The organism is Schaalia odontolytica (assembly GCF_002847525.1).
Classification (GTDB): domain Bacteria; phylum Actinomycetota; class Actinomycetes; order Actinomycetales; family Actinomycetaceae; genus Pauljensenia; species Pauljensenia odontolytica_B.
On sequence record NZ_PKKM01000003.1, the window covers coordinates 41,762 to 66,647 of the forward strand.

Genomic DNA, 24,886 nt, shown 5'->3' on the forward strand with positions numbered 1-24,886 from the left:
GAAAATACAAGGTGCAAGCGGGCGGGCGTGCACCCGCGAGCGCGCGGGCACCCCGGCCTCGTCAAACTCAACCCAACCCCGCTGCGTTCCCCAGCCTCGTCAAACTGGGTAAGCGAAGCTCAGGACGCCGAGTACGGGGAGACGACCACCTGGGCGCGCTGCAGGTCCTTGACCTCCGAGTATCCCGTCGAGGCCATGGTTCGCTTGAGGGCACCCACGAAGTTCAAGGAGCCGTCCGCGCGCGTCGAGGGGCCGTAGAGGATCTGCTCGAGCGTGCCCGTCGTGCCAACGTGGACGCGCTGGCCGCGCGGCATGTCCGGGTGGGTCGCCTCCGACCCCCAGTGCCAGCCGCGCCCCGGAGCCTCCTCCGCACGGGCGATGGCGGCGCCAAGCATGACGGCGTCCGCGCCGCACGCGATCGCGCGCGACAGGTCTCCGCTGCGACCGATGCCGCCGTCGGCGATGACATGCACGTAGCGGCCGCCGGACTCGTCCATGTAGTCGCGCCGGGCCGCGGCCACGTCCGCAATCGCCGTCGCCATGGGCGCGTGCACGCCCAGGGACTGGCGCGTCGAGTGGGCCGCTCCCCCACCAAAGCCGACGAGGACACCCGCCGCACCCGTGCGCATCAGGTGCAGGGCCGCTGTGTCCGTGCAGACGCCGCCCACGATGACGGGGACGTCCAGCTCGTAGATGAAGCGCTTGAGGTTGAGGGGCTCGCGGCGCGAGGACACGTGCTCGGCGGACACGGTCGAGCCACGAATGATGAACAGATCGACGCCCGCGTCCACGACCGCGCGCCAGTACTTCTGCACGCGCTGGGGCGAGAGCTTGCCGGCGACAACCACGCCAGCCTCGCGCAGCTGCTTGAGACGCGCGGTGATCAGCGAGGGCTTGATCGGCTCGGAGTAGACGCGCTGGAGGGTCGCGATCGACTCCTCCTCGCCCAGGTGAGCGATGTGGTCGAGGATGGGCGTGGGGTCCTCGTAGCGGGTCCACAGGCCGTCCAGGTCAAGCACGCCGATGCCGCCGAGGCGGCCGAAAGCGATCGCGGTCTCCGGGCTCATCACCGAGTCCATCGGGGCCGCCATCAAGGGGATATCGACGTGGTAGGCGTCGATCTGCCAGCCGACGTTGACATCCTCGGGGTCACGGGTGCGCCGCGAGGGCACGAGGGCGATATCGTCCAGCGTGTAGGCGCGGCGTCCGCGCTTGCCACGACCGATTTCCACTTCGTCGCTCATGACCCAATTCTACTGCCTACTTCCCGCTTCTACCGCCTCCGGGACGCAGATGTGCCCACCCTCTGCCACACTGGAGTCACCGGCAAGGCTAGGAGCAATCATGAGCTGGATCGATGACCCGTGGATGGGTTTTGACACCGAGACGACGGGCGTGCGCGCACTCAAGGATCGCCTCGTCACCGCCGCGCTGGTGCTGCGCATCGACGGCGCGTCCTACCGCAGCGGTGTCAGCTCCCCCGACCAGGTGGCCACCTGGCTGACCGACCCGGGCGTCGAAATCCCCGAGCAGGCCACGGCCGTCCACGGCATCACGACCGAGCAGGCGCGCCGCGACGGACGCCCCATCGAGGAGGTCCTCCACGAGCTGGCCGGCTCCATCGTCGAGCACTGGCTGCGCGGCTACCCGGTCGTCGCCTTCAACGCGACCTACGACATCACGCTGGTCAACCAGGAGCTGCGCCGCCACCGCCTGGGGTCTTTCGAGGAGCGCCTGGAGGGCGCACCGATGCTGGTCGTCGACCCGTTGGTGTTGGACCGCAAGCTCGACCGCTTCCGCAAGGGCAAGAAGACGCTGACGGAGATGGCGCCGGTCTACGGGGCGGTCGCTTCCCCCGACGCTCACACGGCCGAGGTCGACGTGGCCATGACGCTCGACGTGCTCGCCGGCATGGTGGACAAGTACCCGCAGCTGGCGTCCATGAGCGCCCTGGAGCTCATGGACTACCAGCTCCAGGCTCACCAGGATTGGGCTGAGGACTTCGAGAAGTACCTGCGCAAGCAGGGCAAGGACGCGAACATCGATCGCGAATGGCCGCAGATCACGCCGCGAGGCCGCGGCGACGACCAGGAGTAAGAACGCTTCGGGCGGGGGCCGGCGGCCGGCGGCCGTTTTCGTTGCGCCTGAGATGTCCTCCGCGCACAGCGGGCCCGAATGAGCTGTGTGGAGAGGCCTGTATGAGGCAGTGGCGGGGTTCCGGTAGATTCCTGGGGCGCCGGCGGGGCCGCGGCCTGGCCGGGCTTCGAGCCGACAACGCAGCCACCCAATCAGGACAAGTACCACTGGGCAATTTCGCGACTGAATCCTACAGGTCATGCACCAGTTAGGGAGCATTACACCAGTTAGGGAGCATTGCACCACCTCCGAAGTAGTGTAATACCTACCTAAGTGGTGTCACACCACTTAGCAACAAGCCTAAATGCGGCACGGTCAGGGGGAAAGGGAGCCGAGGCCCCACGGATACCATCACACACGCGGATAGGTAACGAACATCCGGATAGGTAACGAACATCCGGATAGGTAAGCAACATCCGGATAGGTAACGAACATCCGGATAGGTAAGCAACATCCGGATAGCTTAATAACCTATCCAGATACGCATAACCTATCCGGATGCGCACAACCTATCCGGATAGCACTGAGACAGGCAGCTAGCAAGGGCCCGGATAAACATCTGCCGCGCCGGGGGCGCGGTAAGGGCAGGACAGACACCAGCCACCACACACCACCCGTGTGGAGGGCGCCGGCGGGGCCGCAGGGCCTGGCCGGGCTTCGAGCCGACGCGCCGAGCGAAGCTCGTGGCGCGGACGGCGAGCGGGCGGGCGGGCCCGACGGTGCCCGGAACACTGGTGGCGCTACAGCCTCACTTTTCCTTGATGAGATCCAGCCACGTGCGGCGCTCGCCCACGAGGAAGCCGAAGTCGCGGTTCTGGTCTGCGATAGCGGCGTCGGTCGCCGGGTTCTTGATGAGCGCGGCCAGCACGTCGGGGGCGGCAGTGATGGCACCTACGCCCTGGCGGACCAGCTCAAGGACCTGCTCGGAGTTCTTGAAAGACGCGGCCAGGACGTCGGCCTTCAGGTCGTAGGAGCGCAGGGTGCGGTGGATTTCCGAGGCGACGCGCACGCCGTCGATGCCGTAGTTGTCCATACGGTTCACGTAGGGGGCGACGTAGCGGGCACCGGCCTTGGCGGCCATGAAGCCCTGCATGGAGGAGTGAATACCGGTCGCGGTCACCTGCATGCCTTCGCGCACGATGCGCGGGATGGCGGCGAAGCCCTCGCGCGTGACGGGAAGCTTGATGAAGAGGTTGCCGCCAATCTCGCCGCGCAGCGCGCGGGCCTCGGCGACCATGTCGTCGGCGCGCTGGGAGACGATCTGGACGTGCAGCTGAGCGCCGTCGGGCAGGAGCTGCTTGATGGCGTGGAGAACCTCGAGAGGCTCCTTGCCCTCGCGGTACAGGATCGTCGGGTTGGTCGTCACGCCGTCGATGGGCAGGTATTCCAGGGTCTTGGCGATGGAATCGACGTTCGCGTGATCGATGAGGATGAGCATGTGAGCAGCTCCTTTGCGCTGTTGTGAGTTTTCGCACCCCTAGGATAGCGCGGGCGGGAGCAGCCCACCGACTGCTCCCGCCCATTCCGAATGCTCTGTCTGCGATTACCTCGCCGAAGAGGAGTGGTAGTTCGGCGCTTCCGTCGTCATCTGCACGTCGTGCGGGTGCGACTCGCGCAGGCCCGCGCTCGTGATGCGCACGAAACGGCCGTTGGCCTTGACCTGGGAGATCGTGGAGGCACCCAGGTAGAACATGGTCTGGTGTAGGCCGCCGACGAGCTGGTAGATGACCTGGGCAAGGGAACCGGTGTAGGGCACCTGGCCCTCGATGCCCTCGGGGACGATCTTGTCGTCGGAGGTGACGTCGGCCTGGAAGTAGCGGTCCTTGGAGTAGGACTTGCGCCCGCGCGAGCTCATTGCTCCGAGCGAGCCCATGCCGCGGTAGCGCTTGAACTGCTTGCCGTTGGTGAAGACGACTTCGCCCGGGGACTCCTCGCAGCCGGCGAGGAGGGAGCCGAGCATGACGGTGTCGGCGCCGGCCACGAGGGCCTTGCCGATGTCGCCGGAGTACTGCAGGCCGCCGTCCGCGATGAGCGGGACGCCGGCGGGGCCGCAGGCCTTGGCGGCCAGGTGGATCGCGGTGATCTGGGGGACGCCGACGCCGGCGACGACGCGGGTCGTGCAGATCGATCCGGGGCCCACGCCGACCTTGACGGCGTCGACGCCCGCGTCGATGAGCGCCTGTGCGCCCTCGGTCGTGGCGACGTTACCACCGATGATGTCGATGCCCTCAAACGTCGGATCGGCCTTGATACGGCGGATCATGTCGAGAGCGAGCTGGGCACCGCCGTTCGCGGTATCGACGACGAGGACGTCCACACCGGCCTCGGCCAGCGCGGTGGCGCGCTCCCAGGTGTCGCCCCAGTAGCCGACGGCCGCGCCGACGACGAGACGTCCGCGCGAGTCCTTCGTAGCGTTGGGGTACTGCTCGGTCTTGACGAAGTCCTTGACGGTGATGAGGCCGGTCAGGTGGTCGTTGTCGTCGACGATGGGCAGCTTTTCGACGCGGTGCTCGGCCAACAGGTGCTTGGCGTGTTCGCGGGAGATGCCGACCTGGCCGACGACCAGCTGGTCGCGCGGAGTCATGCAGTCGCGCACGCGCAGGGTAGCCCACTCGTCCTGGGGGACGAAGCGCAGGTCGCGGTTCGTGATGATGCCCAGGAGGGTGCCGTCCTCGTTCACGACGGGCAGGCCGGAGACGCGGTAGTGGCCGCAGAGGCTGTCGAGTTCGTCGATGGTGGCGTCGGGACCGACGGTCACCGGGTCCTCGACCATGCCAGATTCGCTGCGCTTGACCTGGCGGACCTGCGCGGCCTGTTCCTCGATGGAGAGGTTGCGGTGAAGGATGCCGATGCCGCCCTGGCGGGCCATGGCGATGGCCATGCGCGCCTCGGTGACGGTGTCCATGGCGGCGGACAGGAGCGGGATGCGCAGCGAAATGTTCTTCGTCAGGCGACTGCTCGTGTCAACGGATGAAGGAACGACGTCCGTGAGCTCGGGTAGGAGCAGGACGTCGTCGTAGGTGAGGCCGGTCAGGCCGAAAGGATCATGTGTAGCGAGTTCTCCCATGGGCCAATTGTAGGCGGTCGGTGGTGCTTTCGCGTAGTCGCTTCCACGCACGCCTCGAAGCCGGGCATCGTGGGACGAGGCCGGAGCCCCTCAGGGACCGTCAGGAGGACGCGCTGCGGCTGGCCTGGGAGGCGTAGCGGGCGGCGGTCGCTCCGGTGACTGTGAGATGGATCGGGGCGGCGCCGCGTGCCAGCATACGGGCGGCGGTAAGGGCGTCGGGGCGCCCCTCCCACACGAGCATGGAGACGGAGCCGTCAGGGGCGACCTCGTGGATCCAGCGGCCCATGCCGGCGCGGGCGTGGGAGTCGGCCCAGGCGATGGCGCGGGCGTAATCGACGGCGAGGTCCGCGGCGCGCGAGGGGTCCACGACCTCGGCGAGGACGCGGGCAGCGCTGGCTGCCTCGCACACGACCCAGTGCATGCGCTGGGGGGCGGCGACACTGCCGGCGGGGTCGAGGGTGTAGACGATGCCGCCCACGCCCTCGTCCGTCCATCCGTCGGCGAGGGCGCGGTCGTAGAGGGCGGTCGCGGTGTCGATCATCCAGGGGCCGGGTTTTTCGCCCATGTGGGTGATGATCGCGTAGGTCTGCCCGATGAGGCGGGCGGCCTTGAAGCCGAGGCCGGGGAGCGTATCTCCGGGTCGGATGAGCTCAACGGGAGCCTGATCGGAGGAGGCGGGCAGGGGGCGCCATTCCTCGTCGTAGAGGTCGGGCAGGGCGAAGGCACAGCGCGCAGCGATCTCTCCGACGAGGCGCAGGATCGAGCGCGCACGGTCGAACCAGACGCGCTCCCCCGTCGCCTCCCAGGCGGCCAGGTAGGCCTGCGCGGTATCGAGGTTGGTGGAGAGGCGACGCAGGGGCGAACGAGCGCCGGTCGCGGCATCAATCTCTTCGCGCACGGCTCCGGCGCACGGGTCCCACCAGCGCTGATCTTGGTCGGCTTCGAGGTCAGCGAGGAGGTCACGCGCCTCCTCGTGCCCGACCATGGCGGCAGCGGCGGCCGCACCGATCATCGCGGACTGCGCGCGCTGGGAGAAAACCGCTCGGGGAACGGGGGTGGCGCTGTTCTCTGACGTGGGAACGACCTCGGCGTACCAGGAGCCATTCGGAGCGCGCAGGGGGCCTGCGAGGGCGGCCAGGCCGTGGCTGACGAGGTGCGCGGCGCCCTCAATGCCCCGCATCTGCGCGAGAGCAAAGACGTGGGTCATTCGGGCGCTGATGCGCGCGTCGAGGGGACGCCCGAGGTCGACCTGACCGTCGGCGCGCAGGAAGGCGAAACCGACCCGCGCCTTCGACCGGGAAGCGAAGGCGACGAGCGCGTCAAAATCAGCGTCAAAAGCGCGGCGCAGATCTTCGTTGTTCCAGGGGGCGTTCATGACTGTTCTCCTGCCGGTACGTGCCTTCACGGTATCACCTGTCCAGGTGCTGCGGGCGGAGGTGGGGGCCGCGTGCGCGCAGTTGAGGGCACAATTGCGCGTCAGCCGCCAAGGGCGTCAGGAGCGGCCGACGAGCTCCAGGTCGGCCTGGGGCGCGAGGAGGGCGAGGGCCTCCTCGACGCAGGCGCTGTTGGTGCGCACGCGCTGTACCTGGGGCGAGAGGATCTCGGGGGCGTCCGCTCCCACCATGATCGTGGGCACTCCGTAGCGCGCGACGAGGTTTTCCACCGTTTGCGCGCACTCGGAACCGCATCCGAGGACGACGGTGAGGGCGGGGACGCCTCCGCGCACGTACTCGCGGAAGCGTTCGGTGGTGCTGACGCCGCCGTAGTTTTCGCTGGAGAGCATGCGCACGTCGCAGCCGTACCAGGCCAGGGCGATGCCGATGACCTGGGCGGCGGTCTCGTGGAGCGAGTCGGAGATGAGTGCGACGCGGTCCCCTCCGACGAGGGAGCGGGCGGGGCGGGACTGATAGACAGAGCGGCACACGCGCTGGAAGGCGTTGATCAGCATGAGGGCGGGCGCGCTGCCGATGGGCTCACCGCCCGGAGCGGAGCGCAGGGATTTGAGTGTCGGTTCGACGAATCGCGACCAGGTGTGGACGAGGCCGTGGCTTGCGACGGCGGCCTCGATCACTTCTTCGAGGCGATGGTAGTCGTCGGAGAGGGCGACGGAGCGCAGCTGGGCGGCGTTCGCCGGGCCTCGACGAGGCAGGAGCGTACTTTCTGCGAGGGCGCGCTTGGCGGCCTCGGCGGCGGACATACCGGCACGCACGTGGTGGATCATGGCGCGCAGACGGTCAACGTCCTCGGGCTGGTAGCGGCGTCGCTCACCGGCTTCACGCTGCGCGGGACCGAGGCCGTAGCGCCGTTCCCACGTGCGCAGAGTGGAGGGGGATACTCCCAGCTCATCGGACACCGAGGACATGGTGCGGGAGCGGTCAGCGTGCGCCGACTGCGCCAGTATGGCTCGTGGCATGTCCGCTCCCTCCGGTCCTTGTCCGTGCCCTGCTCTGATTCTTGCGTGTTCGCAGCGCGCACGCCACAGGAAGGGATAAGACGCTCACCCCCAAGTTGTTCAAAAAGTTATTCACAATCTGTTCACTCTGCGCACCATACGTTTCTCCACGTTTTCACAGCACGGGCACGCTCAATCTGAGAACTGGCTCATAATTCGAGAAAGATCCTTGAATAACTACCGCACAAGTGTCTATTCTTGCCGACATCGTGTGCCGAAAGTGTCGGCACGACAGACATGAAGGAGGCACCCAATGACTGACGTCTCCCGTCTGCCCGGACCCATGATCGACGCGTGGGAATGGCAGTACGAAGCGGCGTGCCGAGACCTGGACACCGAGCTGTTCTTCCACCCCGAGGGTGAGCGCGGCTCCACGCGCCGTCGCCGCGCGGCAAACGCCAAGGCGATCTGCGCGACCTGCCCGGTTATCGAGCAGTGCCGGTCCTACGCTCTGGCCGCTCAGGAGCCTTACGGCATCTGGGGTGGAATGACTGAAGAAGAACGACGCGAAGAGATCCGCTCCTCTGGACGCGGTCGCCGCGTCTCCTAACGCGCATCCATTTTTCCGGTGCGGCATCGCCACCGCGGTGCCGCACCTTTTTACTGCCCGCCACAACGCCCATCCTCTCCGGGAGCTCGCATGACCAGCAACGACACCAAGGCCTCGCAGAAAAAGGCTGAGGACACCTCCACCAACCTGTACAAGACCCTGTTCTTCGTCACCGCACCGATCACCGCGGTCCTCGCGGGCGTGTGCGTGTGGATGGGTGTTCAGCTCTCCTCCACCTCTCCGGCGAGCCAGGCAACCCCGGCGGCCTCGCCGACCGCGGCCGAACAGATGCCGCAGAACACCGAGACCGCGGCCCCCAGCCAGACGAATCCGAAGAACCTGGAGATCATGAAGTCTTTCATGCGCCACCAGGCTGACGACCCGCAGGCGAAGGGCGACGTGAACGCTCCCGTGACGATGGTTCTTTTCTCTGACTTTGCGTGCCCCTACTGCACGAAGTACGCCCAGGACGTCGACCCGGCACTCGCCGATCTCATCGCGGATGGCACCCTGCGCGTGGAGTGGTACGACCTGGCTCAGATCACCGAGACCTCGCCCCTGGCCGCGCAGGCGGGTATCGCCGCTGGCGAGCAGGGCAAGTTCTGGGAGTTCCACGACGTGGTGTACGCGGCGGCCGACCCGACCGGTCACCCCCAGTACTCCGAGCAGGCGCTTGTCGACTTCGCGGCCAAGGCGGGCGTACCCGACCTGGACAAGTTCCGCGAGACGATGCTCGCCGACCACACCGCCTCCAAGGTGAAGGCAGCCAAGGAGCAGGCCCACCAGTCCGGCATCACGGGCACGCCCACGATGTTCATCAACAAGGCGTTCGTCAGCGGCTACCGCGACGTCTCCTACATCCGCAACACCATCCTCGAACAGGCGGCGCAGTCCGCGTCCTGACGTGAGGACCCGCACCGCAAGGAGGCTCGGCGCGGGAGAGACGAACAAAAGGGGCGGCCCGGAAGGATTCCTTCCGGGCCGCCCCTGTAGCTTTCAGGTGCGAAGCGCTCAGCGCTCCACGACCGCCAGCACGTCACGCGAGGACAGGATCTGGAACTCCTGACCGTCGTACTTGACCTCGGTGCCGCCGTAGCGCGAGTAGATGACGACGTCGCCGACCTTGACGTCGACGGGGATACGGTTACCGTTGTCGTCCACGCGGCCGGGGCCCACGGCGATAACTTCGCCTTCCTGCGGCTTCTCCTTGGCGGTGTCCGGAATAACCAGGCCGGAGGCGGTGGTCTGCTCGGCCTCAACCTGGCGGATGACGATGCGGTCCTCGAGGGGCTTGATGGAGATCGACATTGTCGCTCCCTTTCTTCTTTGTCACGAAGGTGCTCGTCCTTTCCCTGCCGTCGCGGGGGTCAGGTGCAGGACCGGTCGCGGGTGTTCCCGCGCTTCCTCCACGAGTGTAGGCGCGGTCCTGGCACTCGGGCAAGCTGAGTGCCAGGCGCGTTCACCCTGGGCGAGATGCCGCCCGCGCCTCGCACCGCAGGCCCCGCACGGCCTCGTCCCTGAAGAGATGGGACAATGAGCGGGTGAGCGCCCTGACCCCCATTCTGTCCTCCCCCGGCTGGGAGCTGCTGGAGTCCCTGCAAGCGAAGCAGGCCACCAACCCCATCCCGCTGCCCGAGCTCGGATCGGCACTGCGCGCCGCCGGCCTCGACGCAGACCTCGTGGTCGCAGTCCTCACCCAGCTGGCCCTGCGCCAGGCAGCGCGCTCAAAATTTGGCCCGTTTGCCTCCCACATGGTGTTCACGCGCGACGGCCTCGAGCAGGCGACGCGCCTCGTCGTGGCAGCCCGCCACGCCCAACGATTCAGGGATTGCGGCGCGACACGCGTCGCCGACCTGGGCTGCGGCATCGGGTCGGACGCCATGGCGATCGCTGGCCTGGGCATGAACGTGCTGGCGGTCGACATCGATCCCGATACCGCCGGCGCCGTGGCCGCGAACCTGCGAGCCTTCGAGGGGGCGGAGGTGCGCCTGGGGGACGTCACGGACCTCGACATGGACGAGCTGGCCGCCGAGGGCGTCGACGCGATCTTCGCCGACCCGGCCCGTCGCACGGGAGCCTCGCGCGGGTCGGCGCGCATCACGGACCCGGAGCAGTGGTCCCCTCCCCTCTCGCTCGCCCTCGGCTGGGCCTCCACGATCGACCGTGTCGGCATCAAGGTGGCGCCGGGCATCGCGTACGAGCACATCCCCTCCTCCTGGCACGCGCAGTGGGTAAGCGTGGGCGGCGACCTTGTCGAGGCCTCCCTCTGGTCCCCCGCGCTGTCCCCCGAGGGTCGCGGGCGCTCGTGCCTCCTCTTGGACGAGGCCGGGGCCGCCCATTCGCTCTCCACACCCGAGGGGTACGCGCCCAACGCTCCCGCGCCTCGCGTGGAGGTCGCGCCCCTGGGTGCGATAATCGCCGAGCCCGACAGCGCGGTCATCCGATCGGGTCTCCTGGGACGCCTCGCGGACGAGGTCGGCGCGGGCATCGTGTCCGAGAAGATCGCCTACCTGACGGGGGATGACCTGCCCGATTCCCCCTTCTACGACCGCTTCGAGGTCCTCGCGGTGACCAACCTGCGGGCAAAGGCGATTTCCGCCGAGCTGCGCGCCCGAGACGCGGGCAGCGTCGAGATCAAGAAGCGCGGAGCGGACATCAGCCCCGACGACCTGCGTAAATCGTTGAAACTGGGCGGAGGCGACGAGCAGCTGACCATCATCGCGACGCGCGTGGACGGGCGCCATCGCGCGATCATCTGCCGACGGTTGGCTAAAAACCTGTAAGGAAGCTCTCCGCCGACACCGCTCGCTGCCCTGCCACAATGGAGGAAGCCAGCGAAAGGATCGACATGTCTTTGCCCTTCGGTTCCTCCCAGCGTTCCACGATCGGTGTCGAGTGGGAGCTCCAGCTCGTTGACCGCGACTCCCACGACCTGCGCCAGAGCGCGGACGCGATCATCGACCGCGCCACGACTGATGGCAAGCTCTACCCGGGCGTCCACCGCGAGATGCTGCTGAACACGATCGAGGTCGTCTCCAAGCCGCGTTCAACCGTCGCCGAGTGCATGGCCGACCTGATGGACTGCGTCGACTACCTGACTCCCCTGGCCTCGGACCTGCGCATTGACCTGGCGACCGCCGGCACGCACCCCTTCGCGCGCCCCGGCCGCCAGCGCGTCACCGATTCCGAGCGCTACGCGCAGCTGGTGGAGCGCACCGCCTACTGGGGGCATCAGATGCTCTTGTACGGCGTCCACGTGCACGTCGGCGTCGAAGACCGCGCGAAGATCCTCCCGATCCAGGCAGCCCTGACCGCCCATCTGGGCCACCTGCAGGCCATCTCCGCATCCTCCCCCTTCTGGGCGGGCGAGGACACCGGCTACGCATCCAACCGTGCGATGGTCTTCCAGCAGCTGCCCACCGCCGGCATCCCTCGCCAGTTCGCGACGTGGGAGGATCTCGAGGCCTACACGGACGACATGATCCGTACGGGCGTCATTGAGGGCTTCGACGAGGTCCGCTGGGACATCCGCCCCTCGCCTGCCTTCGGCACGATCGAGAACCGCGTGTATGACGCTGCGACCAACGCGACCGAGGTCGCCACCTTCGCGGCCTTCACCCACGTCCTCGTCGAGCACTTCTCGCGCCTGTACGACGCGGGCGAGCCCCTTCCCTCCCTGCCGGATTGGTTCGTCGCCGAGAACAAGTGGCGCTCGGCGCGCTACGGCATGGACGCGACGCTGATCGTGTCTCGTGACGGCGCCACCGAGAGCGCGCGCGACGGCATCGCGCGACTGAAGGAAGAGCTGGCTCCCGTGGCCGCCGACCTGAACTGCGCGCGCGAGTTCGCAGGCCTGGAGACGATCCTGACGATCGGTGCCTCCTACGAGCGCCAGCGGGCCGTCGCGGCAGCCGCGCGACCCGGCCAGGGCCTCGACGCGGTGGTGGACCTCATGCGCGCGGAGATGAGCGCGGGGCGCCCCCTGGCTCTCGCCGAGTTCGCGACCCTGAACGTCTGACGCTTTTAAACCGTTGCCCCGCGTCTTCACCGGCGCGGGGCACTGTCGTCACCACCACACACTCACAGATAGCATTCAGGCGACTCTCAGAACGCCGCCGTATCCTTGAGGTGGCTCGAAACTGACGCTGAGAGGACACTCGCCCGTGGTACAGGAAGCAACACAGACACCCGATACCGGCGGCGCACCATCGACGCTCGTCAGGATCATGTCCCCCATCGGGGCGACCCTGCAGACCATCTGGCTTCTCCTCTCCTCGCTGACACGCCTCACCATCCGCTGGCTGTCACGATGCCCGGCTACCGCCGTCCTTACGGTCGCCCTGACGATCGTGTCGGCGACCTACTGGGTGTGGCGCGATCAATTCACGGCCCTCGAGGCCGACCCGTCCAGCCCGCACTGGTGGTCGATTCTCTCCTCCGTCGGCGCGGTTCCCGGCAATTTCATCGCCACAGCCGTGCTTGGCATCGCCACTATGATCATTGCGGGCGGCGCCGCCGAGAGGCACCTCGGTACACGCGCGTGGGTAGCCGCTGCGGCCGCGGGACAGATCGTCGGTGTCGCAGCCACCTGGTTGACGCTCCCGCTGCTCACCAAGGTGTTCTCCATGTGGGGGCAAACGATCGACGAGGGCAGCCTGTGGGGTACAAGCCTCATCCTCGTCGCCCTCGTGGGCGCCGCAGCGCAGTCGCTGGCCTCTCACTGGCGTTGGCGCGCCCATTTCCTCCTCATCGGAATCCTCCTCCTGTCGGCGGCTATCCTCGGATCGGCGATCTCGTATGCGCGCGTGTGGGCCCTCCTCGCGGGCATCGTGGCCGCGCGGCTGGCGGGGGTTCGCGGGGCGCGCAGCGGGTCCGGAAACGACATCACGATCGGACGCCAGCTCGCCTCCGTCGCCGCCCTGTGCTGGGCCTGCGCTGCCGCGCTGACCGTCGTCTCCTCGGCCCCCGAGGGACCACTCGCGCAGATGCGCTGGTCGCTGGGCCCCGCGTGGTGGCTCGAGGGCCGCACCGGCGTCATCACGACTCTGCTGTGCCTGGCCCCCATCACTCTTCAATTGATCTTCGCCTACGGGCTGCGCAAGGGCAGGCGCGCCGCCTACTTCGGCACTCTTATCCTCCAGCTGGTCCTCGGTCTGTCAACGGTCGCGGCGACGGGTGTCGCTCTCGCCCAGGGCACCGACGAGAACGGGATGGCCAGGCCCGAGCTCGTCACCACGGCCTCGCTCCTCCTCGTTCCGGTGATCCTTAACGCCGCCCTGTGCGTCATCACGTGGTGGGTGCGCCGTTCCTTCACGATTCACGCGGAGCCCTCCACGACCTCGACCCTGGTGCGGCGCTGGCTGCTCCTCATGGTCGGCTGCGCGGGCGCGGTCCTCGTCCTCGGGTTCCTCACGAAAGACTCGTTCATCCCCCTCGAGGCCCTCAATTCCGGCGACGACCTGACCGTCACCGACTATGCGACTCCCCTGCAGATCCTCCACGACTACACCCTCGCGCTGCTCCCCACGGCGACGGCTTCGATCTTCGAGCCGTCCCTGGTTCCGATGACCCTCTTCGCCGAGGCGCCCGTCCTGTGGGTGCCACTCGTCGCCTGGGTCGGCACCCTCGCCATCATCCTGAGCGCTCTGCTCGCTCGGCCTCGTATCCCGCTGTCCTCGCCGCTCGAGAGCCTCACGTCGCTCCTGCGCGCCCACGGTGCAGGCACCCTCGGGTGGATGCAGACCTGGGAGGGCAACCAGGTGTGGGTGTCCCCTACCGGCGAGGCCGGGGTCGCCTATCGCGGGTCGGGCGGCGTCGCGCTGACGGTCACGGACCTGGCGTACGAGCCAGGCAAGGCCTCCGAGGCGATCGCGCTGTTCTCAGCCTTCGCATCCGACTCGGGCCTGACCCCCGCGCTCTACTCGGTCCACGAGGAACTCGCGCAGGCCGCGCGCGAGGAGGGCTGGACGATCATGCAGGTCGCCGAGGAGTCGCTGCTGGACCTGCCCGGCCTCGCTTTCAAGGGCAAGGCCTACCAGGACGTGCGCACCGCGATGAACCACGCGTCCCGCGAGGGCGTTGAGGCCGTGTGGACTACCTGGGAGGAGTGCCCGGCGGGCTGGCGCGATCAGATCACCGTCATCTCCGATTCCTGGAGCGCCGACAAGGCCCTGCCTGAGATGAGCTTTACGCTCGGCAGTGTTCGAGAGCTTGCAGTCCCTGAGACGCGCATCCTGGTCGCCATCGATGAGGAGTCGACGATCCATGCCGTGACCTCGTGGTTGCCGATCTACCGCGACGGAACAGTCGTCGGCCTGACCCTGGATGTCATGCGTCGGCGCACTACCGGGTGGCGTCCCGCGATCGAGTTCCTCATCGGCAAGGCCGCCCTGGCGGCGCAGGAAGAGGGGCTAGAGATCCTGTCACTGTCGGGCGCTCCCCTGTCGCGCTCTGCCGATGACACCTCGGCCTTTGGCCCCCTCACCGACGCGCTGGCCGCCATCATGGAGCCGCTCTACGGCTTCACCTCGCTGCACGCGTTCAAGCGCAAGTTCAAGCCCCGCACGCAGTCCCTGTACCTGGCGGTGCCGGATCCGTCATCCCTCGCAACAGTCGGACTGGCCATCTCGCACGCGTACGTGCCCCGTGTGTCCCCCGCGCAGACCCTCACGCTCGTCGCCTCGGTCGCCGGGGGCCTCGCCAAACTCGCCGCAAAGGGCGTCGGAGACCTGCGCTCGACGCGAGCTGCTTCCCGGGAGAGCAGCCCCGACACGGATGCGCTCGCTGCCACGGCCTCGTCCGATGGTGGCGGAAAGGAGCGCCGATGAGCGCCCTGGGAAGCATCCCCCTCACCTCGCTCAAGACCCTCGTGGTGGTCGCCGTCCTGGCGATCCTCTCTCTGCTGGCGGGGGCGGTCCTTCTCGCCCGATCTGCCCCCTCGCGATGCCCGGGACGCACGAGGCGGTGGCTCGGTCGCACGGTCGTCCTCCTCGTGCCCACAATCCTTATCGCGTCCGCGGGGGCACTCGTTTTCAACCGCTCGCTCGGCCTCGTGAAAACCAGCGGGGATCTAGCAAAACTCGCCTTGTCGTCCGTCGTCGGCACGACCGCCCAGTCCGGCGGCGAGGCCAACATCAACGCGCAGTCCGCCGCCACATCCGAACTCGACGCGACCTTCACGAAGACCGAAGACGGCATGCTCCAGACCACATGGACCGGCCCCTCGAGCGGGATCACCCTGCCCGTCTTCGTCATCACCCCGAGCAACTACTCCCCCACTGACGGTAAGACCTACGCGGTCATCGAGCTTCTGCACGGCTTCCCGGGCGGCCCCGATGGCATCCTTCAAAACCTCAGCATTCAAGAGGAACTCGACAAGGCCATCGCAGCAGGCATCATTCCCCCCACAATCGTCGTCGCCCCTGATCTCAACGTCGACGAGGAGGCCCACGACTGCGCCAACATCGAGGGACGTCCCGCCGTCTACACGTGGGTGTCCCACGACGTCCCCGAGATGATCCGACACAACTTCCCCAATACGACGTCCAATCGCGACGCCTGGATGATCGGAGGCTTCTCCGCGGGAGCCTACTGCGCGATCTGGACGGCCCTGCGCACGCCCGAGACCTACGGCGCCGCCGCCTCGCTGTCCGGTTATGACACGCAGATCGAGGGGCAGATGACCAACCAGGGCGACCAGTACTTGGCCGACAACACGCTGTCGACCATGCTGGCAAATCGCACGCCGGATGGGCTGCGCATCTACGCGATGGCCGCCGGCGACGACGCCGTTGGCGGCGCCTACACCGCCCTCAAAATGGCCTCCGCCGTCAAGGAACCCGACACGGTGACGACGGATGTGCCACCGACCGGCGGACACACGGGCCCGCTGTGGCGCGACCACATTCCGACGATGCTGGCGTGGTGGGGGTCCTCTGATCGGGTAGCCCACGCCGTCGGGGCCGCATCGACGGCGGCCACCGCTCAGTCATCCGAGGCCAGCTCGTCCATTGTGCCGGTGACCACCGTGACCCACGAGGTGCCGCCGACAGCTCCGAACGGCTACCTGACGCTGGGGCTCCTGATTGCCGGCTTACTCGTCTCGCTCGTGCTCACGTGGCTTGTCGCGCCGCACTGGCAGTTGCGCCGCCACGAAGACGAGCGCGATCAGGCCGACCATCGACACCGGGCGCGTCACCGCGCGCAGCACTCGGACCTGTTCGCCTCTGTGCCGCGCCCCGTGCTCCGGGTACTCGGATACCTGGCGCGTCTGACGTTACTCGGGGCCACCACGGTAAGCGCCGCGATGCTCATCGGCATCGCCGCCAACATGTCGGGCGGCTTCTACACCTCGTGGGGATCGGTCGCGCAGAGCTTCATGGACGGCCTGCGCTAGTCTCGACCCGCGTTCTCAGGCGCGCGGCGGCATGTAGGTCGTCGTCAGCTCCATGCCGGAGTCCGGAGAGAAGTCCCAATCCGACGGCGGCAGTCCTGCCGCGACCAGTTCTGAACCAATCGCGGCGATCTGGGCGCCGTTGTCCGTGCAGAAACGCAGCGGAGGCATGCGTACCGTGACACCCGCGGCCTCGGCGCGCTGCGCGAGCAGGGTGCGCAGCCGCGAGTTCGCGGAAAAACCGCCGCCGACGACGATCATGTCGCAGCCGGTGTCCAGTGCCGCACGGACGGCCTTAGCCGTCAGAGAGTCGTTCACGGCCTCGGAGAACGCCGCGCAGACGTTCTCCTTGCTGACGACCTCACCTCGGGAAGTAGCGCCCTCGATATAGCGGGCAACGGCGGTCTTGAGGCCCGAGAACGAGAAGTCGTACTTGTGGCGTTCCTTGTCCTTGCCAGCAGCCAGGCCACGCGGGAAACGGATCGCCTCACGATCACCCTGCTGGGACAGCCGATCGACGTGTGGGCCGCCCGGGTAGGGCAGGTCGAGGAGGCGCCCGACCTTGTCGAAGGCCTCGCCCGCGGCGTCATCCAGGGTTCCACCCAGCTCGACGACGTCGGTCGCGATGTTGCGGATTTCGAGGATGTTCGAGTGGCCACCGGAGACAACCAGGCCGATGAAGTGCTCCGGAAGCGGCCCGTCGGCGAGCTTATCGACGGCCAGGTGACCAATCACATGGTTGACGCCGTACAGGGGCTTGCCCAGGGACGAGGCCAGGGCCTTCGCCGCGCAGATACCGACGGTCAGCGATCCGACAAGGCCGGGTCCTGCCGCGACCGCAATCGCGTCCACGTCGGCGAGGGTCACGCCCGCTTCGTCCAGCGCCGCATTGAGCGTCGGCAGGAAAGACTCCAGGTGGGCGCGCGACGCGATCTCGGGAATGATGCCGCCGTAGCGGGCATACTCATCCATCGACGTGGCCGTGCGGTCGACCAGCAGCTGCGTTCCACGCACGAGGCCGACGCCGGTCTCGTCGCAGGTTGACTCAATACCAAGGACCAGGGGTTCACTCACGTCCCCTAGTTTAAGCCGCGCTCAACTCTGCCGCCGCGTGCGCAGGCGGATTCGAGCGCGAATCCTCAGGAGTCGGCGTCTACCTGCGTGTGGGGGCGCAAGTTTGCAACGAACATTGCTGCTCCGGCTACCACCAGCACCAGCAGCGACCACGGGAAGAGCGAGTCGGCAATAGGCTTGATAGACGGCGATCCGAAGAGGACTCCCAGGAGCAGAATGACCGACAGGATCGCAAAGACAAGCATCGCGCCGATTCCAATCGTCGCGCTGACCCAGTAGCGTCGCGTGTGCGTGTTCGGGCCGCTCTCATCGAATTGCATGGCAGAACTCCTCTCTGAGCCGATGATGCTTTCATGATACGCCGCACATGCCACCGCGATGGGCTATTTGACGCCCTCCACCGCAGCTGCCTCGCCGTGTCGACGCACCGTGTCTCGCCGCCGAGCCAACGCGCTTGTGCATCGAACATGCGGGAGGGCCCGACGCTTTCGCGCCGGGCCCTCCCAACAGGCCACTCCAGTCGAATCAGACGCCCTTGAAGGCGGCCTTGCCGAGCTGGCGGTTGAGGTTTGCGATCACGTCGAGCGGGATCTGCTTGGGGCAGACCTCAGCACACTCGCCGATGTTCGAGCAAGAGCCGAAGCCCTCCTCGTCCATCTGGTTGAGCATGTTGACGACACGCTTGTAGTTCTCGGGCTTGCCCTGCGGGAGCAGGCCGAGGTGCGTGACCTTCGCCGAGGTGAAGAGCATCGCGGAGGCGTTCGGGCAGGCAGCCACGCACGCACCACAGCCGATGCAAGCGGCGGCCTCGAACGCACGATCCGCGTCCTGCTTCGGGACCGGGGTCGCGTGCGCGTCGGGGGCTGCACCCGTGTTCACGGAAATGTAGCCGCCGGCCTGGATGATGCGATCCAGGGCGCTGCGGTTGACCACGAGGTCCTTGATGATCGGGAAGCCCGATGCGCGCCACGGCTCGATCGTGATGACGTCACCATCGTTGAAGGAACGCATGTGCAGCTGGCAGGTCGTGGTGACCTCCGGGCCGTGAGCGATACCGTTGATGACGATGCCACACTGACCGCAGATGCCCTCGCGGCAGTCGGAGTCGAAGGCGATGGGTTCCTCGCCGCGTGCGAAGAGCTCTTCGTTCAGGACGTCGAGCATCTCCAGGAACGAGGACTCTTCCGAGATTCCCTTCACCTGGTATTCATGAATTGCGCCCTTGTCTTCGGGACCGTTTTGGCGCCAGATCCTCAGTGTCAGGTTCACTTGTAGCTCCGCTGCTTCAGCTCGATGTCGTTGTAAATCAGGTCTTCCTTGTGGAGGATCGGGGGCTCGCCTTCGCCAGCGTATTCCCAAGCCGCCACGTACAGGAACTTATCGTCGTGACGCAGGGCCTCACCCTCGGGAGTCTGGGACTCCGCGCGGAAGTGGCCGCCACACGACTCTTCGCGGTGCAGCGCGTCGATGCACATGAGCTCGCCCAGCTCCATGAAGTCGGCGACGCGGCCGGCCTTCTCGAGGGACTGGTTGAGTTCACCGATCGACTTGCCGGGAACGCGAACGTTCTTCCAGTAGTCGGCGCGCAGCTCGCGGATCAAACCGATGGCCTTCTTGAGGCCTTCCTCGGTACGCTCCATGCCGCAGTACTCCCACATGATCTTGCCGAGCTCCTTGTGGAACGAGTCCACGGAGCGGGTGCCGTTGATCGACATGAGGGTGTCGATACGGCCCTGAGCCGACTCGAGAGCTTCCTTCACCGAAGGCGAGTTCTCGTCCAGCTTGGGCAGGTGGAAGCAGTGCGCCAGGTAGTCGTTGATCGTGTTGGGCAGGACGAAGTAGCCGTCCGACAGGCCCTGCATGAGCGCCGAGGCACCCAGGCGGTTCGCGCCGTGGTCGGAGAAGTTCGCCTCGCCGGCCACGTACAGACCGGGCAGGTTCGACTCGAGGTCGTAGTCAACCCACAGGCCACCCATGGTGTAGTGGACGGCCGGGTAGATGCGCATCGGCACCTCGTAGGGGTTGTCTCCCGTGATGCGCTCGTACATGTCGAAGAGGTTGCCGTACTTGGCAGACACGGCAGCCAGGCCCATGCGGTTGATCGCGTCGGAGAAGTCGAGGTAGACGCCGCGGGCGACACCGTCGATCTTCGGGCCGACGCCGCGGCCCTCGTCGCACATGTTCTTGGCCTGACGCGACGCGATGTCGCGGGGCACGAGGTTACCGAACGAGGGGTAGATGCGCTCCAGGTAGTAGTCGCGATCCTCTTCGGGGATCTGACGCGGGTCCTTCTCACAGTCCTCAGCGCGCTTGGGAACCCAGATGCGGCCGTCGTTACGCAGCGACTCCGACATGAGGGTCAGCTTCGACTGCTGGTCGCCGTGCTGGGGGATGCACGTGGGGTGGATCTGCGTGAAGCAGGGGTTGCCGAAGTAGGCGCCCTTGCGGTACGCACGCCAGATGGCGGTCGCGTTGCAGCCCATCGCGTTGGTGGACAGGAAGAACACGTTGCCGTAGCCGCCGGTGGCGAGGACGACCGCGTCGGCGATAAAGGTCTCGAGCTTGCCGGTGGACATGTCGCGGGCGACGATGCCGCGGGCCTTGCCCTCGTCGACGATGAGCTCGACCATCTCGTGACGTGAGTGCTCGGTGACGGTACCCGCTGCGACCTGACGCTCGAGCGCCTGGTAGGCGCCGATCAGCAGCTGCTGACCCGTCTGGCCACGCGCGTAGAACGTACGGGACACCTGCACGCCACCGAAGGAGCGGTTGTCGAGGAGGCCGCCGTACTCGCGGGCGAAGGGGACACCCTGCGCGACGCACTGGTCGATGATGTTGGCGCTGACCTCGGCGAGGCGGTAGACGTTGTCCTCGCGGGCGCGGTAGTCGCCGCCCTTGACCGTGTCGTAGAAGAGACGGTAGACGGAGTCGTTGTCGTTGCGGTAGTTCTTCGCGGCGTTGATACCACCCTGCGCGGCGATGGAGTGCGCGCGGCGGGCGGAGTCCTGGTAGAAGAAGCAGTCGACGTTGTAGCCCATTTCGCCGAGCGAGGCGGCGGCAGCGCCGCCCGCGAGGCCGGAGCCGACGATGATGACGCGCAGCTTGCGGCGGTTGGCGGGGTTGACGAGCGCGGCGCTGAACTTACGCTGTTCCCAGCGCTGAGCGATCGGGACGTCGTGGGGCGCCTTCGTGTCGGCGATCTTCTCGCCTTCACGGTAGAGGCCGTGGATGAGTGTATCGGTCATGATTGCGTGCCCTTCCTCAGTGGATCAAGCCGGTGACGATGGCGACGGGCGGGGCCATGAACATCACGAAGATGATCAGACCGACCACGCCCGAGAGGAGAACCAGGGGCTTGCGGGTCGCGTTACGCACCCAACCGAGCGACTGGAACATGGACCAGAAGCCGTGGGAGACGTGGATGCAGGCGCAGCCGACGAACACGGCGTACAGGATCACGAGGACCGGCGACTGGAAAGAGGCGACCATGCGGGCGTAGGGCGTGGTGACGTCAGCGCCGAAGTTCGCGAGCTTCGCGGGCAGGCTCACGGTGGTGAAGTGAGCGATGTGGAAGATCAGGATCAGCAGGATGAGGACACCGCTCATACGCATGGTGCGAGCCGCGTAGGAGGCCGAAGCGGACTTCTTCACGACGTAGCGCGTGGAGCGAGCGCGACGCGAACGCTTCCACGTGTAGGCGGCGGCCCACAGGTGGATGATGAGCATCAGCGCCATGGCGGCGCGGAAGACCCAGATGAATCCGCCGTGCGGGAAGATCGGCACGAAAGCCTCTTCATGCAGCCAGTGCGCGTAGTCGTTGTAGACCTCCGCGCCCAGGAACATCTTGAGGTTGCCGTAGGAGTGGAACAGCAAGAAGAAAACGAAAACGAAGCCCGAGACGGCCATCAGCTGCTTAATAAAGACGCTGGTGGTCCACGCGCGGCGCTTCTTCGTTGCGACATTTTGAGTGGCCATGGCATGAGCATATCGACGCTTTTCGTCCGCTTCGTAGGACCATGGCACGACGCCCCGCGCGCCGCGTGGCGACATGCTGTCATTTTCCGCTATTTTCCGCGGCTATTGAGACCTCTCATGCCCGCAGCCGCAAGGGAAACATGTGGGACCAATGGTCCCGTCAACGGGGCTCGAATGACACGATTTTTGATACACCGACCATACCTATTTGGTGGCGGTCGTCGCACTGCCTCAGATGAGGGAAGCCCTCATCTCGACGGCCTCTTCGACGGGGTTGCGAAAGTAGCGCGGTCGGCGGCCAATTTCGACGAATCCCCGTGTCTCGTACAGGTGGATGGCACTCTCGTTCGAGGGTCGCACATCGAGGAAGATCTCGCGTGCTCCGGCCTCGCGGGACCATGCCAGGAGGGCGTCGAGAATCGTCGCTCCGATGCCTTGTCCGCGGGCGTGGGCGCGCACGCCGATCGTCATGACGTCGGCCTGATCTCCACCTACCTTGGCGCCGCCGTATCCGACGACGTCTCCGGAGTCATCCGTGGCGATCCAGTACCGCGAGGCCGGGGAGGAGAGCTCCTCGGCGATCATGTAGGGGGTCCAGGGGTCCTCGGAGAACACCTCGGCCTCGAGGGCGGCGAAGAGTTCGAGGTCGCCCGGCCCTGCGGCGCGCAGCGTAGCGTTCACAGGCGCGCGGTGGGCTGACCCTGAATGTCGGGGCGACGCAGGTAGAGGGGATCGGTGTGCAGGCGGTCCTCCTCGCCGCGCGATAGGCGCGTGGCGACGATACGGCTCATAACGGCGGGATCGAGGCTCACCTGGGGGCCGATGTCCGCGTGCGCGAGCGCGTCAGCGCTGTGGGCGGGAATCGGGGCTCCAGCGACGACGAGGCCGGGGGCGGCGCGCATAGCGCCCAGCAGTGTAGACACGTCCCCCACCTCGAGACGCCCTTCGAGAGTCACATCGTCGGGACCGGCGGCCAGGTAGGAACCCCAGTAGAGTTCGCGGCGGCGCGCGTCGGCAATCGCGTAGACGCGAGCGTCGGGGGCCAGGAGGTCGAGGCCCTGGCGGGCGATGACGTCGAGCGCGGACACACCGTAGGCGGGCACGCCCGCGACGGCGGCAAGAACGCGGGCTGAGACGAGGCCGGCACGCAGTCCGGTGAAGGGTGCAGGGCCGGTACCCACGAGGACTCGGTCAATGCCAGCATCCGCGAGCTGCGCGGGCAGGCCGGCGGCCTCGAGGGCCTCACGCACGAGCGGGGTGATCGATTCGGCGTGGTGGCGCCCGGAATCGTTGTGGGCGCGGGCAATGACGCGGCCGTCATCGACGATGGCGACGGTGGTGGCTGCTTGGGTGTCCAGGGCTATCTCTCGCACGGTGTGATCCTACTCGTCGGCGTCGGCCTCGTCGATGCGTGTGCCGCCGTGGGCAGCGACGACGCCGTCGAGCAGACCGTCCCATCGGTGACCGTAGGCGCGCAGGATGATGCGCCTACGACCGTCATCCATGTGCTCCAGGTCGATGACATCGCCATCGTGGTCGGCCTCGCCACCCGACGCGCGGCGCACCTCGATGGAGAGGCGCTCAGCGCTCATGGCCTCGGTCTTGCCTTCGCCCCACTCGACGACGGTGACGGCCTCGTCAAGGGAAGAGTCCAGGTCGAGGGTCTCCAGGTCACTGAGGTCCGTGATGCGGTAGGCGTCTGCGTGGATAAGGTCCGGACCGCCGTGGAGCGAGGGGTGCACGCGGGCGACGATGAAGGTCGGGGAGGCAACGCGTCCGCGCACGCCCATGCCGACGCCGATTCCCTGGGTGAGGGTGGTCTTGCCCGCTCCGAGTCCGCCCGAGAGCATGAGGAGGTCACCGGCCGCCAGGATGCGACCGAGATCTTCGCCGAGCGCCCGCGTCTGGTCTGCGTCACGGGTTGCTACCTCGAACGTGGCGGTGATGGTCTCACTCATGCGTGTTCCTCTCCTGCGCGAGCGCTGCGTGCCCCCGGTAGGTGCGGGGGATGTGGGTACCCAGGTGGGTGACGATTTCGTAGTTGATCGTAGACGCGGCTTCGGCCCAGTCGTCGGCCAGGGCCTCACCGCCTGCTCCCGAGCCGAACAGGATGGCGATGTCGCCGGGGGCAGCAGGGGCATCCCCGCTGCGTGCGGTCGGCGTTCCGGGGCTTGCCTGTGCAGGGCCCAAGTCAACCATGAACTGGTCCATGCACACGCGTCCGATGAGGGGCGCGTTGAGGGGGCCGGAGGCGGTGTGGACGACGACGCGCGCCTTGTTGGAGGCAGCGCGCAAGATACCGTCGCCGTAGCCGAGGGGAACGAGGCCGATCCATCGGCGCGTGGGCGCGACCCAGGTTCCGCCGTACGAGACGGGGGTCCCCTCTTCGATGACCTTGACGGAGGTGAGGGGCGCGCACAGCTCGAGGGCGGGGATGAGGCCGAGCTGCTCAGACGTGGCCACCGCGGGGTCGGGACTCAGCCCGTACAGGCCGATGCCGGCGCGGACCATGTCGTAGTGGGCCTCAGGGTGCCACAGGATGCCCGAGGTTGCGGCCAGGTGCCGGATGCGCGGCGTGATGCCGGCATCGGCGAGGATCGCTAGGCCCTCCTCGAAGATGCGCACGTGGCTGGCGGTCGAGGCATTGCCCGCCTCGCTGGGGTCGTCCGCGCGGGACATGTGACTCCACGCACCCACGACATCGACGAGGCCGTCATCGGTGGCCATCCGCAGGGCCGAGGCCAGGGCCGGCAGGTCGGCAAGGGTGGAACCCGCGCGGGACATACCGGTGTCGATTTTGACGTGGACACGCGCGGGGCGGCCAACCTCTCGGGCGGCGGCACAGATATCCGCGAGAACCCAGGTCCACGACACAGACACGTCGATATCGGCCTCGATGGCGGCCGCGAAGTCTGAGGAAGAGGTGGAAATCCACGCGAGGAGAGGCGCGTCGGCTCGGGGCACCCCGGCCTCGTCGAGGCCTCGGCGCAGCGTGAAGGCCTCGGCCAGCTGGGCGACACCCAGCCAGTCGGCACCACCGTCGAGGGCCGCGAGCGCGACGGGAACGAGCCCGTGCCCGTAGGCGTTCGCCTTGACGGTGGCGAGCTGGAGCGCTCCCGGGGCAGCGGCCCGCAGGACGCTGAGGTTGTGCGTGATGGCGGCCAGGTCGACGGCCGCGCACGACGGGTATCCCCGTCCCTCGCTTTGAATGTCTGTGACAGTCACTCCCCTAGTATCTCA

22 protein-coding genes are annotated in these 24,886 nt (G+C 67.2%); 7 read left to right on the forward strand and 15 right to left on the reverse strand.

What is annotated here, in order from left to right; all coding sequences use genetic code 11:
• Nucleotides 1-119: 119 nt before the first annotated feature.
• Nucleotides 120-1,244 carry a GuaB3 family IMP dehydrogenase-related protein gene (locus CYJ22_RS02360; protein ID WP_034465977.1) on the reverse strand — a complete coding sequence of 375 codons (1,125 nt, stop codon included), beginning with the start codon at nucleotides 1,242-1,244 and terminating at the stop codon, nucleotides 120-122.
• Between the two features lie 100 nt (nucleotides 1,245-1,344).
• Between CYJ22_RS02360 and CYJ22_RS02365 the strand changes: the two genes are divergently transcribed.
• A complete protein-coding gene (locus CYJ22_RS02365; protein WP_007590269.1) occupies nucleotides 1,345-2,097 on the forward strand; it encodes an exonuclease domain-containing protein in 753 nt (250 codons plus the stop codon).
• Between the two features lie 787 nt (nucleotides 2,098-2,884).
• On the opposite strand, the gene CYJ22_RS02370 is transcribed toward CYJ22_RS02365, so the two are convergent.
• The 4 genes from CYJ22_RS02370 to CYJ22_RS02385 form a co-directional block, all read right to left on the reverse strand.
• Nucleotides 2,885-3,574, reverse strand: coding sequence for a transaldolase family protein (locus tag CYJ22_RS02370; RefSeq protein WP_003790462.1), 690 nt, complete (start codon nucleotides 3,572-3,574; stop codon nucleotides 2,885-2,887).
• A 105-nt stretch (nucleotides 3,575-3,679) separates the two neighbouring features.
• The gene (guaB, locus tag CYJ22_RS02375; RefSeq protein ID WP_007587911.1) at nucleotides 3,680-5,203 is read right to left on the reverse strand and encodes an IMP dehydrogenase; all 1,524 of its coding nucleotides are present in this window, start codon (nucleotides 5,201-5,203) and stop codon (nucleotides 3,680-3,682) included.
• Between the two features lie 100 nt (nucleotides 5,204-5,303).
• A complete protein-coding gene (locus CYJ22_RS02380) occupies nucleotides 5,304-6,578 on the reverse strand; it encodes an AGE family epimerase/isomerase (RefSeq protein WP_007587910.1) in 1,275 nt (424 codons plus the stop codon).
• A gap of 117 nt (nucleotides 6,579-6,695) precedes the next feature.
• Nucleotides 6,696-7,616, reverse strand: coding sequence for a MerR family transcriptional regulator (locus tag CYJ22_RS02385; RefSeq protein ID WP_101600822.1), 921 nt, complete (start codon nucleotides 7,614-7,616; stop codon nucleotides 6,696-6,698).
• A 292-nt stretch (nucleotides 7,617-7,908) separates the two neighbouring features.
• On the opposite strand from CYJ22_RS02385, the gene CYJ22_RS02390 reads away from it, so the two are divergent.
• Both CYJ22_RS02390 and CYJ22_RS02395 read left to right on the forward strand, forming a co-directional pair.
• Complete coding sequence (locus CYJ22_RS02390; RefSeq protein ID WP_003790481.1) at nucleotides 7,909-8,205, forward strand: WhiB family transcriptional regulator; 297 nt, start codon at nucleotides 7,909-7,911, stop codon at nucleotides 8,203-8,205.
• A 90-nt stretch (nucleotides 8,206-8,295) separates the two neighbouring features.
• Nucleotides 8,296-9,108, forward strand: a complete 813-nt coding sequence (locus CYJ22_RS02395; protein ID WP_101600824.1) for a DsbA family protein — start codon at nucleotides 8,296-8,298, stop codon at nucleotides 9,106-9,108.
• Between the two features lie 108 nt (nucleotides 9,109-9,216).
• On the opposite strand, the gene groES is transcribed toward CYJ22_RS02395, so the two are convergent.
• Nucleotides 9,217-9,513, reverse strand: coding sequence for a co-chaperone GroES (gene groES / locus CYJ22_RS02400; protein ID WP_003790486.1), 297 nt, complete (start codon nucleotides 9,511-9,513; stop codon nucleotides 9,217-9,219).
• Between the two features lie 233 nt (nucleotides 9,514-9,746).
• On the opposite strand from groES, the gene CYJ22_RS02405 reads away from it, so the two are divergent.
• The 4 genes from CYJ22_RS02405 to CYJ22_RS02420 all read left to right on the forward strand — a co-directional run bounded on the left by CYJ22_RS02405 (nucleotide 9,747) and on the right by CYJ22_RS02420 (nucleotide 16,600).
• A complete protein-coding gene (locus CYJ22_RS02405) occupies nucleotides 9,747-10,988 on the forward strand; it encodes a class I SAM-dependent methyltransferase (protein WP_101600826.1) in 1,242 nt (413 codons plus the stop codon).
• Between the two features lie 65 nt (nucleotides 10,989-11,053).
• Complete coding sequence (locus tag CYJ22_RS02410) at nucleotides 11,054-12,223, forward strand: glutamate--cysteine ligase (RefSeq protein ID WP_009053857.1); 1,170 nt, start codon at nucleotides 11,054-11,056, stop codon at nucleotides 12,221-12,223.
• A gap of 145 nt (nucleotides 12,224-12,368) precedes the next feature.
• On the forward strand, nucleotides 12,369-15,032 hold the full coding sequence (locus CYJ22_RS02415; protein WP_101600828.1) for a bifunctional lysylphosphatidylglycerol flippase/synthetase MprF: 2,664 nt from the start codon (nucleotides 12,369-12,371) through the stop codon (nucleotides 15,030-15,032).
• Nucleotides 15,029-16,600 (forward strand): alpha/beta hydrolase, encoded by a 1,572-nt coding sequence (locus CYJ22_RS02420; protein ID WP_101600830.1) that lies wholly within the window; start codon nucleotides 15,029-15,031, stop codon nucleotides 16,598-16,600. The genes CYJ22_RS02415 and CYJ22_RS02420 overlap by 4 nt, the downstream gene beginning before the upstream one ends.
• Before the next feature lie 15 nt (nucleotides 16,601-16,615).
• On the opposite strand, the gene tsaD is transcribed toward CYJ22_RS02420, so the two are convergent.
• The 9 genes from tsaD to alr all read right to left on the reverse strand — a co-directional run bounded on the left by tsaD (nucleotide 16,616) and on the right by alr (nucleotide 24,871).
• Nucleotides 16,616-17,671, reverse strand: a complete 1,056-nt coding sequence (tsaD, locus tag CYJ22_RS02425) for a tRNA (adenosine(37)-N6)-threonylcarbamoyltransferase complex transferase subunit TsaD (RefSeq protein WP_101600833.1) — start codon at nucleotides 17,669-17,671, stop codon at nucleotides 16,616-16,618.
• A gap of 65 nt (nucleotides 17,672-17,736) precedes the next feature.
• Entirely contained in the window at nucleotides 17,737-17,991 is a 255-nt protein-coding gene (locus CYJ22_RS02430) for a hypothetical protein (RefSeq protein ID WP_101600835.1), read from the reverse strand.
• A 205-nt stretch (nucleotides 17,992-18,196) separates the two neighbouring features.
• Entirely contained in the window at nucleotides 18,197-18,940 is a 744-nt protein-coding gene (locus CYJ22_RS02435; protein ID WP_003790501.1) for a succinate dehydrogenase/fumarate reductase iron-sulfur subunit, read from the reverse strand.
• On the reverse strand, nucleotides 18,937-20,916 hold the full coding sequence (locus CYJ22_RS02440) for a fumarate reductase/succinate dehydrogenase flavoprotein subunit (protein ID WP_009053913.1): 1,980 nt from the start codon (nucleotides 20,914-20,916) through the stop codon (nucleotides 18,937-18,939). The genes CYJ22_RS02435 and CYJ22_RS02440 overlap by 4 nt, the downstream gene beginning before the upstream one ends.
• 16 nt (nucleotides 20,917-20,932) lie before the next feature.
• The gene (locus CYJ22_RS02445; protein ID WP_009053897.1) at nucleotides 20,933-21,646 is read right to left on the reverse strand and encodes a succinate dehydrogenase cytochrome b subunit; all 714 of its coding nucleotides are present in this window, start codon (nucleotides 21,644-21,646) and stop codon (nucleotides 20,933-20,935) included.
• A gap of 231 nt (nucleotides 21,647-21,877) precedes the next feature.
• Nucleotides 21,878-22,327: a ribosomal protein S18-alanine N-acetyltransferase gene (rimI, locus tag CYJ22_RS02450; protein WP_101600837.1), complete on the reverse strand. Its 450-nt coding sequence runs from the start codon at nucleotides 22,325-22,327 to the stop codon at nucleotides 21,878-21,880.
• Complete coding sequence (gene tsaB / locus CYJ22_RS02455) at nucleotides 22,324-23,019, reverse strand: tRNA (adenosine(37)-N6)-threonylcarbamoyltransferase complex dimerization subunit type 1 TsaB (protein ID WP_009053895.1); 696 nt, start codon at nucleotides 23,017-23,019, stop codon at nucleotides 22,324-22,326. The genes rimI and tsaB overlap by 4 nt, the downstream gene beginning before the upstream one ends.
• Before the next feature lie 9 nt (nucleotides 23,020-23,028).
• On the reverse strand, nucleotides 23,029-23,604 hold the full coding sequence (tsaE, locus tag CYJ22_RS02460) for a tRNA (adenosine(37)-N6)-threonylcarbamoyltransferase complex ATPase subunit type 1 TsaE (protein ID WP_101600839.1): 576 nt from the start codon (nucleotides 23,602-23,604) through the stop codon (nucleotides 23,029-23,031).
• Nucleotides 23,597-24,871: an alanine racemase gene (gene alr / locus CYJ22_RS02465; RefSeq protein ID WP_101600842.1), complete on the reverse strand. Its 1,275-nt coding sequence runs from the start codon at nucleotides 24,869-24,871 to the stop codon at nucleotides 23,597-23,599. The genes tsaE and alr overlap by 8 nt, the downstream gene beginning before the upstream one ends.
• Nucleotides 24,872-24,886 lie beyond the last annotated feature (15 nt).